Annotated in this window: 12 protein-coding genes; 3 read left to right on the top strand and 9 right to left on the bottom strand. The window is 71.9% G+C overall.

Features of this window, described 5'->3' with window-relative positions; all coding sequences use genetic code 11:
• The first annotated feature begins 57 nt into the window (after positions 1–57).
• Together ACFY0F_RS03535 and ACFY0F_RS03540 are read left to right on the top strand one after the other, a co-directional pair.
• Positions 58–1,686 (top strand): SpoIIE family protein phosphatase, encoded by a 1,629-nt coding sequence (locus ACFY0F_RS03535; RefSeq protein ID WP_388788214.1) that lies wholly within the window; start codon positions 58–60, stop codon positions 1,684–1,686.
• A gap of 36 nt (positions 1,687–1,722) precedes the next feature.
• Entirely contained in the window at positions 1,723–2,085 is a 363-nt protein-coding gene (locus tag ACFY0F_RS03540; RefSeq protein WP_388788217.1) for a 5-carboxymethyl-2-hydroxymuconate Delta-isomerase, read from the top strand.
• 4 nt (positions 2,086–2,089) lie between these two features.
• Here the strand turns inward: ACFY0F_RS03540 and ACFY0F_RS03545 are convergent, their stop codons facing one another.
• The 3 genes from ACFY0F_RS03545 to ACFY0F_RS03555 all read right to left on the bottom strand — a co-directional run bounded on the left by ACFY0F_RS03545 (position 2,090) and on the right by ACFY0F_RS03555 (position 5,399).
• Positions 2,090–2,806 (bottom strand): TetR/AcrR family transcriptional regulator, encoded by a 717-nt coding sequence (locus ACFY0F_RS03545; RefSeq protein WP_388788220.1) that lies wholly within the window; start codon positions 2,804–2,806, stop codon positions 2,090–2,092.
• Positions 2,807–2,870: 64 nt separating this feature from the next.
• On the bottom strand, positions 2,871–4,799 hold the full coding sequence (locus tag ACFY0F_RS03550; protein WP_388788222.1) for a hypothetical protein: 1,929 nt from the start codon (positions 4,797–4,799) through the stop codon (positions 2,871–2,873).
• A 72-nt stretch (positions 4,800–4,871) separates the two neighbouring features.
• The gene (locus ACFY0F_RS03555) at positions 4,872–5,399 is read right to left on the bottom strand and encodes a tetratricopeptide repeat protein (protein WP_388789177.1); all 528 of its coding nucleotides are present in this window, start codon (positions 5,397–5,399) and stop codon (positions 4,872–4,874) included.
• 119 nt (positions 5,400–5,518) lie between these two features.
• On the opposite strand from ACFY0F_RS03555, the gene ACFY0F_RS03560 reads away from it, so the two are divergent.
• Entirely contained in the window at positions 5,519–5,935 is a 417-nt protein-coding gene (locus tag ACFY0F_RS03560) for a hypothetical protein (RefSeq protein WP_388788225.1), read from the top strand.
• Positions 5,936–6,013: 78 nt separating this feature from the next.
• Here the strand turns inward: ACFY0F_RS03560 and ACFY0F_RS03565 are convergent, their stop codons facing one another.
• The 6 genes from ACFY0F_RS03565 to glnII all read right to left on the bottom strand — a co-directional run bounded on the left by ACFY0F_RS03565 (position 6,014) and on the right by glnII (position 12,718).
• The gene (locus ACFY0F_RS03565; protein WP_388788227.1) at positions 6,014–7,561 is read right to left on the bottom strand and encodes a DUF1996 domain-containing protein; all 1,548 of its coding nucleotides are present in this window, start codon (positions 7,559–7,561) and stop codon (positions 6,014–6,016) included.
• 181 nt (positions 7,562–7,742) lie between these two features.
• Positions 7,743–8,396, bottom strand: a complete 654-nt coding sequence (locus ACFY0F_RS03570) for a LuxR C-terminal-related transcriptional regulator (RefSeq protein ID WP_388788230.1) — start codon at positions 8,394–8,396, stop codon at positions 7,743–7,745.
• Positions 8,381–9,646, bottom strand: a complete 1,266-nt coding sequence (locus ACFY0F_RS03575) for a sensor histidine kinase (RefSeq protein WP_388788233.1) — start codon at positions 9,644–9,646, stop codon at positions 8,381–8,383. Before ACFY0F_RS03575 ends, ACFY0F_RS03570 begins: the two co-directional genes overlap by 16 nt.
• 53 nt (positions 9,647–9,699) lie before the next feature.
• On the bottom strand, positions 9,700–10,725 hold the full coding sequence (locus ACFY0F_RS03580; RefSeq protein WP_388788236.1) for an NAD-dependent epimerase/dehydratase family protein: 1,026 nt from the start codon (positions 10,723–10,725) through the stop codon (positions 9,700–9,702).
• Positions 10,726–10,785: 60 nt separating this feature from the next.
• A complete protein-coding gene (locus ACFY0F_RS03585; RefSeq protein ID WP_388788238.1) occupies positions 10,786–11,367 on the bottom strand; it encodes a winged helix-turn-helix domain-containing protein in 582 nt (193 codons plus the stop codon).
• A 322-nt stretch (positions 11,368–11,689) separates the two neighbouring features.
• Positions 11,690–12,718, bottom strand: a complete 1,029-nt coding sequence (glnII, locus tag ACFY0F_RS03590) for a glutamine synthetase (RefSeq protein WP_388788240.1) — start codon at positions 12,716–12,718, stop codon at positions 11,690–11,692.
• Positions 12,719–12,818 lie beyond the last annotated feature (100 nt).

Raw genomic sequence — 12,818 nt, forward strand, 5'->3', positions numbered from 1 at the left:
GTGGGCGGGGCGGACCGCGTTCGGCGGGGTCCGCCCCCGACCTAGGGCCCGGGAGAGATGGACGGCAGCGGCAGGTACACCGGCACCACGGTGCTGGTCGTCGACGACGTGGCGGCCAGCCGGTACGCCATGGGCGCGGTGCTGCGCCGGGCCGGTCACCGGGTCGTGCCGGTGGCCAGCGCGGGCGAGGCCCTGGTGGAACTCGACGTACGGCTGCGCGAGGGCGCCCTGCCCGACGTGGCCCTGGTCGACGTCGGGCTGCCCGACATGACCGGCTACGAGCTGTGCCGCCGGGTCAAGGCGCAGCCGCCCATGGCCGCGCTGCCCGTGGTCCACTTCTCCGCCGCCGCGCTGGCCCCCGGCGACCGCTGCCGCGGGCTGAACGCCGGCGGGGACGCCTATCTGACGATGCCGGCCGAACCGGAGGAGATCCAGGCCGTCGTCCGGGCCGCGGTGCGCGGGGCCCGCCGGCACACCGGCGCCGAGTCGCTGGTGCGCCGGATGACACTGCTGTCCGAGGCCACCGTCGCCGTGCAGGCGGCGCGCTGCGCACGGGAACTGGCCGAGGCGGCGGCCGAGGGCGCGGCCCGGCTGACCGGTACCCCGGCGGTGGCCTTCGTGGTCGGCTCCGACGGCGAGCTGTACCGGGGGACGTCCCGCGACCGCAGCGTCCTGGCCCTGCCCGACGCGACCGCGCACACGGCCGTGGCCCGGCTGGTGACCCGGCTCGCCGAGGGGCGGACCGGGACGCACACCACCGTCGTGCCCGCGCCGCTGTGGCCGGCCGGGTTCTTCCGGCCCGGCGCCGAGGACGACGCCCGGCTCGTGGTGGCCCAGACCCGTTCGAACCGGACGCCGGTCTGCCTCGCCACACCGGTGTCCCGCGCGCCCGGCGCCGACCCGGCGGACGAGGCACTGCTCGCCCGGCTCGCGCAGAACGCCGCCCTGGCCGCCGAGCCGCTGCTGATGTACCAGGTGGAGCGCCATGTCGCGCTCACCCTGCAGCGCAGCTTCCTGCCCCCGCCGGAGAAACTGCGGCTGCCCGGCCTCGAGATCGTCGTCCGCTATGTGCCCGCTTCCCGGCAGACCGAGATCGGCGGGGACTTCTACGCCGCGCTGCGCACCGACGCCGGGGTGCTCACCGCGGTCGGGGACGTCGCCGGGCACTCGCTGGAGGCGGCCACCGTCATGGTGGAGATCCGGCACGCGCTGCGCGCCTATTGCGTCGAGGACAGCGACCCGCGCCTGCTGGCCGCACGGCTCGACCGGATGCTCCAGCACCACCACCCGGACGTCACGGCCACCGTGTGCCTGGTGCTGGTCGACCCGGACAGCGGGCGGGTACGGGTGGCCAACGCGGGTCACATCCCGCCGCTCGTCGTCCGGGACGGGAACCGGGCCGAGTACGTGCGGGCGGCCGGGCCGCTGCTCGGCCTCGGGCTGGAACGGCCGCCGGCCACCGAACTGGTGCTGCGGCCCGCCGACCGGCTGCTGATGGTCACCGACGGTCTGATCGAGACCCGCGGCACGGACCTCGCGGTCTCCCTGGCCCACCTCCGCAAGGCCGCCGCCGGTGCCCCCGCCGGTGTGGGCGCCCTGTGCGACACCCTGCTGGACTGCTTCGGCCACGACCGGGAGGACGACATCGCGATGCTGGCCCTACGGCTGGCGGAGCGGGCGGATTAGGGTGACCTCGTTGTCCTAGAACAGGAGTGCGCACCCATGCCGCAGATCACCGTCGACTACTCCGCCGTGATGGCCCCGGCCTTCGACCGCGCCGGTTTCGCCCACGCCCTGCACACCGCGACGGTCGAGATCGCGGCCGCCAAGCCGGAGGCCTGCAAGTCGCAGTTCCGTCCGAGCGCGTTCACGGCGTTCGGCTACGAGGACCCCGAGGACGAGCAGCACGCCATCGTCCACGTCACGATCGGCCTGCTGGCCGGCCGGACCGAAGAGACCAAGGCGAAACTGACCGAGACCGTCCTCGAACTGCTGCGCGAGCACGTGGCGGACGACGGGTTCGTCCTGCACGCCTCCGCCGAGGTGCGCGAACTCGACGCCTCCTACCGGAAGTTCGAGCGCTGACGGTTCAGGAGCCGAGAGCGGTCAGCCGGGTCACCAGGTCGCTGAAAAGGCCGTCCGCCGGCTCCTCCTTCAGTATGCCGCCCAGGATGGCCGACATCTCCTCGTCGTAGGCGGCGCTCACGGCGGCCAGCGCGGCGAAGTCGTGCACGAGCTGGACCTCCAGCTCGGCGCGCGGGATGCGCCGGCCGTCCAGCCAGATCAGGGCCGTCGACTCGGCGAGCGAGATCCAGGAGCGGATGACCAGTTCCAGCCGCGCGGGCGGCTCGGTGACGCCCAGGTGGACAAGAATCTGGTCATACGCAGCCTGCCGTACGGAGTCGACTAGCGCGTGGGTGGCCGAAACGTGGCTCATCGTGTGGGCTCCGCCCACGGAGGCAGCCGGGCCGCCCCGCATCAGCGCCGAGAAACCGGGCCCGTGCTCGTCGACGAAATCGAAGTAGCGGCGCATCACGCGCAGCAGCCGAGCCCCCAGCGGACCCTCGCGCGGCTCCGCGAACCGGCTCGCCAGATCTTCCGCGGCACGCCTCAACGCCGCTTCGTACAAGCTGAGTTTGCCGGGGAAGTAGTGGTAGACCAGCGGGCGCGAGATGCCCGCCGCCGACGCTATCTCGTCGATGGAGACATCGTCCGGCGAGCGTCGGCTGAACAGTTCGAGGGCGACGCCGATCAGCTGCTGCCGCCGCTCCTCGACGCCCATTCTGCGGCGAACCCCGGTAGTCATGCGAACACCTTACCGATCGAAATCGGCCGTTGTTGTTCACATGTCCAGCGACGAAGGCACCGCGTCAGTGCAGGCCGTTGACCGTGGTGCCGTCCTTCAGGGTGCCCTTCAGCTCCACCCGCGCTCCGCGCTTCGCCCGTACGGCGAGCAGGTTGCCCTCGGTGGTCGCGGTGACTCCGCCGGTCGTACGGATCGACGCGGTGTCCCCACTCCCGGCGGTCAGCAGGTACCAGGCCCCCGCGCCGGACTTCCACAGCACCCCGGCCAGCACATGCGGGTCACGCGGACCGCACGCCGTGACGTCCGTGCCCTTGGCCGCGACCGCCCCGTACCGCGCGCGCGGTGTCTGGAACTGCGCCAGGACCAGCGTGCCGTCGCCGCGCCAGGTCTCGGCCCGGGTGCACACCCAGCTGCCCGTGCCGCTCGCGTCGGGCAGCGGCTGGTCGGCGAAGGACCAGGCGTTGACGCTGCGCACCCCGGCGGAGCGCTGGGCGGCCAGCGAACAGGCGAACGGCGCCCAGGTGCGCAGCGCCTGCGCCCCGGACGCCTCACCGGACTTGCCGGGCCGCCCGGAGGTGAGCCGGGCCGGGACCAGCTCGCCGAGGTCGGTGACCAGGTGGGTGCCGGAGTCGTCGGTCAGCTGCAGCACGTTCCAGGAGGTGCACCCCCCCGACCGCAGGGCCGGGCTGGCCAGCGGTGAGGTGACCCCGTCGGCCAGGTTGAGGTCCATGGCCCCGGCGCCGGGCTTCATCAGATCCCGCTCGGCAGCCTTCTGAACCCAAGGGGCGGTCAGGTAACGGACGTTCTCGTCCGACCGGCTCAGCACGAGCGCGCCGGCCTCGGCCTTGCGTGCCCCGTCGACCCGGGCGAAGTCGAGCGCGGCGCCCGCCGTGCCGTCCTTCGGCTCGGCGTAGCGGGCGATGCGCAGACCGTCGTACAGCAGCACCACGCGGGCGTCGTCGACCGCACCCGCGTACAGCAGTTGGGGCGGGCCGGCCGGGCCGCCGGTCTGGGTGCCGGGGGTCGCCGAGACCTGGACCGTCCCACCGGGACGGGCCCAGACGGCGAGGGCGCGGCGCAGCAGCGCGGTGTCCTTGGTGAGAGAGCCGCGCGCCGGCCACACCGAGAAGTCGGTCCGGGCGGCGGTCCGCCAGGCGGTGGGGGAGACCCGGACCAGCCGTGCCGGGTTCAGAGCGGCCTCGGCCGCCGGGTTGCGCGCGTACGCGGGGGCGGCGGCGCCGTCGGGACCCCAGCCGCCGCCCGGCAGCAGGACCAGCGCGCCGCACACCGCGAGCGCGGCCGCCGCGGCGAGCGCCGCCTTGCCCTGCTGTCTGCGCCGCATCAGGTCGGTGGGCCGGGCCTGCAGCGAGCAGGGGTCGAACTCGGGGGAGGTGAGCAGTGCGTGCCGGGCCGGGATGTCGTCGGCCTCGCGCAGCGCCGCGTCCGGGTCGGCCACGCCGGCCGCGGTCAGCAGCGCGTGTACGTCGGTGTCGGGGAGGTTCTCCAGGCCGCGCAGCACGTACGCGGCGCGGGCCGGTCCGGACAGGGTGGCCAACTGCTGGTCGAGGGCGAGTTCGTCGGCGCCGCCGGAGCGCGGGAAGAGGCGCAGACCCCACACCTGGGGCAGCAGCGGCGGGAGCTGGACACGGGTGGGCCACACCCTGCGCCACTGCGGCGAGCCCGCCTCCAGGGCCGTACGCACCACCTGGAGGCGGACGAAGGCGTACCCCAGGTCACCGTCACGGCCGGTCGACTGGGCGGGGATCACCGACGACGACCTCCGGCCCCGGGGCAGGGCGCGCTGGGTCAGCGCATGCGCGGTCAGGACGCGCCTGCCCCGCCCGGGGCCGGGCGGCAGCACCAGGTAGGCGAGCCGGACCAGCCGGGGGTAGTGCTCGACGAGGGCGGCCTCGGCCTGCTCGACGTCGACGACCGGACCGGCGGCCGGGGAGGAGACGGGTGCGTGTTCCTGGGCTACATCCTGTGACTGCACGTCCGGAAAACGAGTGAGGTAGGGGATGGTCACCCCGCCAACCGGGTGATCGTGCCCCCCGGATCGGGTGGTTCAGTCCCCGGTCTCGACCAGGGCCCGCGCGTAGTTGGCCATCGACCGCTGGTAGCGGGGCAGGTGCGGGGCCAGGGCGCCGAGGACGAGGGACAGGCCCTCGCGGTCCCGGCCGAGGCTGGACAGGCACAGGGCGAGGCAGGCCCGTACCGCGTCGTCCAGTTCGTCCGAGGGGGCGTCCAGTTCGGGCGTGAGCAGCTCGACGCCCTCCTCCGCCCGGCCGATGTTCCGCAGGGAGCTGGACAGCTGGATCTTGGCCCGGCGTCCCTTGTAGCCGCTGGCCTCGCTGAGGCCCAGGGCGAGCGCCTCCCGGTACAGCGGTGCCGCCTTGTCCGAGTGGCCGGTGGAGTCCCAGGCGCAGGCCTGCTCGAACGGGCCGAGCGGGCTGCCCTCGGGCAGCTCCGCGACGAGCTTGTCGATCACGGCGCGGAACTCGGCCGCTCGCTCCTCCGGATACTCGTCGAAGGTCGCCCAGGCGGCGGTCACGCGATCTTCCCAGTCTTGGTTCACCCGCACACCTTCGCACAGACGTGCCAGCGATCACACCGATTTGAGTGCATCGCGCACGGGGCCCGTATCGAAGGGCGGGGCCCCTCGCCGGGGCTCTCTGCGGCATGCTTCTCGCCCGACGGGACCGGAGGAAACAGATGAGGCTCACCCGACCGATGCTCGCCCTGACGGGGGCCGCCGCCGTACTGGTGCTGGCGGGCTGCGGCTCCGGCGACACCAAGGCCGAGGACGCGGTGCCGACCACGGCCACCGGCAGCCTGGAGAGCCTGGCCGCCGAAGTGAAGTGCTCGCCCGACATCCAGACGGACGCCGACGAGCTCCGCCAGGCCATCTGCAAGAACAAGGCCGGCCGGTTCATCCTCGCCACCTTCGCCACCGACCGCGGCCAGCGCGAGTGGATCAACGATGCCAAGGACTACGGCGGTTACTACCTCGTGGGCCGCAAGTGGGTCGCCGTCGGCGACGACGGGGTGGTCAAGGCGCTGCGCAAGAAGCTGGGCGGCGACGTGGAGATCGGCACGAACCACAAGGCGCACGGATCCCACGACAGCTGACGGCAGGTGCGCACACGGCGAAGGCCGGTGGCGGGAGGGACCCGCCACCGGCCTTCTTCACCGGCCCACCTCAGTGGGTCACTGGCACTGCTGACCGCTGTTGATGCAGTTGGCGATCTTGTTCGCCAGGCCGCCGGTCGTGACGCTGATGAAGTCGTCGTGGTCGGTGGCCGCCTTGTGCAGCTGGTCCGGGAAGCCGTCCACCGCGTAGGCGTTCTTCACGACGCCGTTCTGCACGGTCGGCGGGTTGATGTTGTAGACCAGGCGCATCGTCAGCTGCGGGATCGCCTTGAAGCCGTTGCCGCAGGCGCCGCTCGCCGGGTCGGCGAAGGCCACGTGCGTGCGGTGGTTGGCGCTGTCGATGTTCTTGCCGTCCCAGCAGTTCTGGAAGGCGAACGTGCGGACCACCTGGCTGCCCTTCGGGCAGATGGGGTACTGCGTCGTCAGCTGGACCTTGTTCTCGAAGCCGGTGCAGCTCCAGTGCGCGTTGGCGTTCGCCAGGCCGTTGGTGGTGGTCTTGGCGTCACCGGTGATGATGCGCAGGAACTGCGGCATCGCGACGACCTTGCTCTGCGGGTTGCCGACGTACTTGATCTGCGCCTGGACGGGGGTCAGGATCTTGCCGACGTTGCCTTCCTTGCCACCGCCGTCCTTGTTCTGGTCGAAGTCCTGCGTACCGTCCTGGATACGGACCACCGGCCAGTAGTACGACGACAGGTCGTTCTTGTTCTGGCAGCTGGTGCCGCCCTGCAGGAACGTCTGGTTGCTGGAGAAGGCGTTGACCTTCTGGTTGCCGACGTAGTCGTGCAGGTGGTGCGCGCCGTTGGCCACGCCGGGCGCCACGATCACGTTGTCGGTGTTGTGGTTCTTGTTGGCGTTCACACCGCACTTGGTGGTGAAGGTGCCCTTGGAGGCGTTGCCGCCGTTCTGCGGCTTGCCCTGGACGTTCGCGGGGACCTTCGTGATGTCCACGAAGTCGGCTGCCGTCGGGCCGTTGCCGGCCTGGCCGTTGTTGCCCTGCTGCTGGCCGCCCTGCTGCTGGCCGCCCTGCTGCTGACCGCCGTTCTGCTGCTGGCCGCCCTGCTGCTGGCCACCGTTCTGCTGCTGGCCGCCCTGCTGCTGACCGCCGGTGCCGCCGGCAGTGGTCTGGTTGGCGGTCATCGTCGTGCAGGCGGCGAGCTGGGCCAGCGACGTGTCGAACTTGCCGCCGACGCGCTGGACGTCGATCCTGATCCGGTCGATCGTCGCGGCCCGCTTCTCCTTCAGGGGGCCGACGATCGCGTTCTGGACGAAGCTGGCGTCGCCGGCCTGCGCCTGGCGCGTGGAGGCGAGTCTGGCGTAGGCCTCGGTGACCTGCTTGTCGAGGTTCGCCAGCTCCACTGCCACGCCCTTCTGGGCGTTGGCCGGTACGTTCGTCAGCTTCTGGCCCACGTCCGGGCAGGCGATCGTTGCGACCTGCTGCGCGGCGGCCGACTTGACCTGGTTCTGCGCCGAGTCGTTCGACTCATGCGCCGAAGCATAGAAATTCGCCCAGATCAGCCCGCCCCCGCCGAGCGCTAGGGCTGCCGATGCAGCGATGGCCTTGGTAGCCAACGGCGTACGGCGTTTGCGTGTGTTGCGTCCCATGGAACTCCTCTGACTTCCTTGCGGGGCAGCATCGAGGCGCCCGACAGGAGTGAAGCGGCGCCATTCCATACGAGCGCCGCCCCAGAGGTGTTCAGCCGTCTCACGAATTCATCAGAAAATCTCTGCACCGGCTACGCCAACCCACCTCTGACCAGCGGAAGTTGCAGAAAGTGGCGGCCGGTCAGCGATCCCGGTCCAGATACGCCAGCACGGCCAGGACGCGCCGGTTGTCATCGTCCGACACCTCAAGTCCCAGTTTCGTGAAGATGTTGGCGGTGTGTTTGGCGATCGCCCGTTCCGTCACCACGAGCTGCGCGGCGATCGCCGTGTTGGACCGGCCCTGCGCCATCAGCTCCAGCACCTCCCGCTCCCGCGGCGTCAGCCGGCTCATCGGCTGGTCGTCGGCCGCCCGCCGGGACAGGAGCTGCTGGATCACCTGCGGGTCCATCGCCGTGCCGCCCGCCGCCACCCGCCGTACGGCGTCCACGAACTGCTCCGCGTCGAATACCCGGTCCTTGAGCAGATAGCCCACCCCGCCGCTGCCGTCGGCCAGGAGTTCCCGCGCGTAGAGCTGCTCCACGTGCTGCGAGAGGACCAGCACGGGCAGACCCGGCCGGTCCTGGCGGGCCCGCAGCGCGCACTGCAGGCCCTCGTCGGTGTGGGTGGGCGGCAGCCGGACGTCGACCACGGCGACATCCGGCTTCAACTCCGCCAAGGCTCGGGACAGTTCGGGACCGGACTCCACGGCGGCCACGATCTCGAAGTCGTAGGCCTCCAGCAGCCGGACCAGCCCGTCACGCAGCAGGAACAGGTCTTCGGCTAGGACAACGCGCACGGAATCTCCATGGTGACCATGGTGGGGCCGCCCGGGGGAGAGCTGACGGCCAGGACACCGTCGAATGTACCCAGTCGGCGTTCGATCCCCGTGAGCCCGGAACCGGCCCCGGCCACCGCCCCGCCCTTGCCGTTGTCGGTCACCGTGATCCGCAGCATGCCCTCCGCGTGGTGGACGTCGACCCAGATCCGGTCGGCGCCGGAGTGCTTGACCGCGTTGGTGAGCAGCTCGCTCACCGCGAAGTACGCGGCCGACTCGACCGGGGCGTCCGCCCGGCCGGTCAACTCCACGCTCACTTCGGTGGCCAGCGGCAGCCGCAGCGCCAACGCCCGTACGGCGTCGCCGAGTCCGCGCTCGGCCAGCACCGGCGGGTGGATGCCGCGGACCAGGTCGCGCAGCTCGGTGAGGGCTTCGGCGGAGGACTGGCGGGCCTGCGCGAGGAGTTGCCTGGCCTTCTCCGGGTCCTTGTCGAGGAGCATCTCGACGGTGCCCAGATCCATCCCCATGGCGACCAGCCGGGCCTGCGCCCCGTCGTGCAGGTCCCGCTCGATCCGGCGCAGTTCGGCGGCGGAGGTGTCGACGGCGTCCCGCCGGGTCTCCGTCAACACCCGCACCCGCTCGGCCAGTTCGGCCTGGCTGGCGCCGAGTACGGCACGGGTGAGCTTGAAGTGGACGGTCAGCGACCGCGGGGCCAGGGGAGTGAGGAGGAGCAGTGCGGCGGCCAGGGCGCCGGCGCCGAACGCGGAGCCCTGGTCGGTGACGTGCACGAAGCCGTACCAGTACCCGTCGAGCCCGGAGAGCGACCCCCACAGGCCGGCGACCAGGAACCCCTCCAGCGGGTAGAGGAGGAGCAGCCCCGGCAGCAGCGCCGTGACGAACCCCGCCGTCATGTCGACCTGCAGCCACCGCAGGTCCCGCCAGACCGCCGGGTCGCGCAGCATGGCGTAGGTGCGTGTCCAGGGCTTGGCGTCCGCGGGTATCGGCCGGTATGCCGACGGGATGCCGATCCCGCACCACTCGGCCGCGAGTCTGCGCCGCACGTCCGCGAACCTCCGTACGGCGCCCAGGATCGCCGGTGTCGTGAAGAGGCCGATACCGATCGGGATCAGCGCCATCGAGACCAGGGCCAGCGTGAAGCACAGGACCGCGACCGGCAGCACCGACAAGGAGAGGGCGAGACCCCGTACGCCGGCCAGTAAGACCGCCCGCGTGCGTGTCGCGAGCGTGTCGCTCTTCGTGGTGGTGTTCATACCGTCAGTCTCTCCCGGCGGGGGAGCACGGGTCACTGGCCCGAAGCCCCCGGTCAGGGGGTGGGGCCAGGTACACCTCCGGTCGCCGCGAGCACCTTCGCCTCCACTTCCGGGTCGAGGCCCAGCGGCGGACGGTCCGGGCGTTGCGGTGCGGTGCCGCCGATGGACCGCAGCCAGTTCCAGGTGTCGGTCACGGTCTCGGTCACGGGCCGGCAGCGCAGGCCCGCCCCGACGGCGCGCGAGACGTCCGCGCCGTGCATGGCGTCGTGCATGTCGGTGCCCGGTGGCGTCCACACGGGCAACTGGGTCCACGGCTGGATGCCCGCGTCGAGCACCACGCGCGGGTCGGTCCAGCGCAGTTCGGTGCCGGTTCCCGTGCCGGTCACGGTCACGCACGCGTCGAGCAACTCGCCCATGGTGGCGTGGCCCTGCGGGCTCATCAGGTTGTACGGCCCGCTCAGCCCCGACTCCGCCGCGTCGAGGATCCACTCGGCGAGGTCGCGGACGTCGACGTACTGCAGGGGCAGCTCCCGCGGGCCGGGTGCCAGCACGGGCCCGCCCCGCGCGATCCGGGACAGCCACCAGGGCAGCCGGCCGATGTTCTCGTACGGCCCGAGGATCAGCCCCGCCCGTACGAACAGCGAGCGGTCCGCGCCGAAGGCGTCCAGCGCGGCCAGCTCGCCGCCCAGTTTGTCCTGCGGGTACTCGGTCTGCTCGGCGTCGGCCGCGGCGCCCTCGACCAGGGGCGCGTCCTCGGTGTACCCGGCGGGCGGGGCCCACGCGTACACCGAGCAGCTCGACACGTACACGTACCGCTCGGCGCGGCCCCGCAGCAGCCGCGCCGTGTCCCGCACCGCGCGCGGCGCGTGCGACCAGGTGTCGACGACGACGTCCCACTCGCCCTCGGCCAGGGCGGCGAGCCCGTCGGGCGCGGTGCGGTCGCCGCGCAACGCCTTCACCCCGGGGAGGGGATCGTGCCGCCCCCGGTTGAGGACGGTGACGTCCCAGCGCCGCCCGAGCGCCGCCTCCACCACGGCCCGTCCCGCGAACTCCGTACCACCCAGCATCAGAAGCCTCATACCGGTGACTCTGCCCGCCCAGGCCGTGGAACGGAACGGCGCTCTGCCGTCAGCAGATCGTCAACGAGCGGTCGGCGGGGTGTACTTGTAGCCGACCCGGCGCACCGTCTGGATGGTCCCGCGGTGCGCTGCGCCGAGCTTGCGGCGGAGCCGGGCGATGTGCACGTCGACCGTACGGCCATCGCCCACATGGCCGTAGCCCCAGACGGTCGTGACGAGCTGGTCGCGGGTGTGCACCCGGTGCGGGTGTGCCACCAGGTGGGCGAGCAGCTCGAACTCCAGGTAGGTGAGGTCGAGTTCGCGCCCGTCCACGCTGGCGGTCCGCTGTACGGCGTCGATCCGCACCAGCGGGTCGGCGCCGGTGCCGACCGTCGTGCCGGGCTGGTCGGGCACCGCGACGGGCAGGAACGGCGGCTGCTGGTCGGCCGGGACCAGCACCAGGTAGCCGATCATCGGCGGCTGGCCCGGCAGGGTCGGCAGGGTGTGCTGCGGGGCGGGCAGCCAGGTGGCGCCCGGCGGGAGGAACTCCGCGACGTCCACCACCTCGTCCCGGTCGACGGCACGCAGCCGGTGCCGGGAGGCGTGGGACGTCGGGGCGGAGGCGGTGGCGGGGGCGGTGGTGAGGGAACGAGTGGTCGCCATGAGAGGTCAGCTCTTTCGCGCGAGGAAACCGTCGGGGAGGACGTACGTCGTTTCGCGCTGGCCGAAGGCCGGGGTGTACGGCTTTAGAGGGCCCGCGCGTTCACCGCGCGGCAACACACCCGGTCGAAGTCGTGGTGCTGACGGGAAGGCCAGAAGGGCTCGAGGTCATGGCGACCCGTCGCGGTGTACTTCTGGAAGCTGGCCATGTCCTTATTGAAGCAGACCTGCGCCCGTCGCAGGAGCCCTCTCTCACCCCTCGGACCGGCGGACGCACGAAAAGGCGCCCGCCATGACGGCGGGCGCCCCTCGGGTGAGACCGCGGTCAGGCCTGGCCGGCCTTCTCCAGCGCGGTGCAGCAGGTGTCGACGATCAGTCGGGTGACCACGTACGGGTCGACGTTGGCGTTGGGGCGGCGGTCCTCGATGTAGCCCTTGCCGTCCTTCTCGACCTGCCACGGGATGCGGACCGAGGCGCCGCGGTTGGAGACGCCGTAGCTGTACTCGTTCCACGGGGCGGTCTCGTGCAGGCCGGTCAGACGGTCGTCGATGCCGGCGCCGTAGTTCTTGACGTGGTCGAGCGGCTTGGAGCCCTCGCCCAGCGACTCGCACGCGGTGATGATTGCCTCGTAGCCCTCGCGCATCGCCTTCGTGGAGAAGTTGGTGTGCGCGCCGGCGCCGTTCCAGTCGCCCTTGACCGGCTTGGGGTCGAGGGTGGCGGAGATGCCGAAGTCCTCGGCGGTGCGGTAGAGCAGCCAGCGGGCCACCCACAGCTGGTCGGCGACCTCGAGCGGGGAGAGCGGACCGACCTGGAACTCCCACTGGCCCGGCATGACCTCGGCGTTGATGCCGGAGATGCCCAGGCCCGCCTTCAGGCAGTTGTCCAGGTGGGCCTCGACGATCTCACGGCCGAAGATCTCGTCGGCGCCGACACCGCAGTAGTAGCCGCCCTGGGGGGCGGGGAAGCCGCCCTCGGGAAAGCCCAGCGGGCGGGAGCCGTCGAAGAAGGTGTACTCCTGCTCGATACCGAAGATCGGCTCCTGCGCGGCGAACCGCTCGGCGACCTCGGCCAGCGCGGCGCGCGTGTTGGAGGCGTGCGGGGTGAAGTCGATGTTCTGGACCTCGCAGAGCACGAGGATGTCGTCGCCGCCGCGGATGGGGTCCGGGCAGGAGAAGACCGGCTTGAGCACACAGTCCGAGGCGTGGCCCTCGGCCTGGTTGGTGGAGGACCCGTCGAAGCCCCAGATCGGCAGTTCCTGGCCCTTTGCGGAGTCCCCGAGGATCTTCGTCTTGGAACGCAGCTTGGCCGTCGGCTCGGTGCCGTCGATCCAGATGTACTCAGCCTTGAAGCTCACGGGCCACATCCTCCGGGGTGTGTCTGGGCGCGCACGTGCGGGTGCTGCGGCGCTACGGCACTGGGGCGCCGCCGTCGATGCCCGGGCAGCCTGTCAACGG

The sequence above is a fragment of the Streptomyces sp. NPDC001544 genome (assembly GCF_042894285.1).
In the GTDB taxonomy this organism is placed as follows: Bacteria; Actinomycetota; Actinomycetes; order Streptomycetales; family Streptomycetaceae; genus Streptomyces.

Bases quoted from the DNA above. Each gene is read 5' to 3' on its own strand.
- ACFY0F_RS03575 (WP_388788233.1), bottom strand. From the start codon at position 9,646: ATGAACACCACCACGAAGAGCGACACGCTCGCGACACGCACGCGGGCG.
- ACFY0F_RS03560 (WP_388788225.1), top strand. From the start codon at position 5,519: ATGAGGCTCACCCGACCGATGCTCGCCCTGACGGGGGCCGCCGCCGTA.
- ACFY0F_RS03540 (WP_388788217.1), top strand. From the start codon at position 1,723: ATGCCGCAGATCACCGTCGACTACTCCGCCGTGATGGCCCCGGCCTTC.
- ACFY0F_RS03535 (WP_388788214.1), top strand. From the start codon at position 58: ATGGACGGCAGCGGCAGGTACACCGGCACCACGGTGCTGGTCGTCGAC.
- ACFY0F_RS03585 (WP_388788238.1), bottom strand. From the start codon at position 11,367: ATGGCGACCACTCGTTCCCTCACCACCGCCCCCGCCACCGCCTCCGCC.
- ACFY0F_RS03580 (WP_388788236.1), bottom strand. From the start codon at position 10,725: ATGAGGCTTCTGATGCTGGGTGGTACGGAGTTCGCGGGACGGGCCGTG.
- ACFY0F_RS03565 (WP_388788227.1), bottom strand. From the start codon at position 7,561: ATGGGACGCAACACACGCAAACGCCGTACGCCGTTGGCTACCAAGGCC.
- ACFY0F_RS03545 (WP_388788220.1), bottom strand. From the start codon at position 2,806: ATGACTACCGGGGTTCGCCGCAGAATGGGCGTCGAGGAGCGGCGGCAG.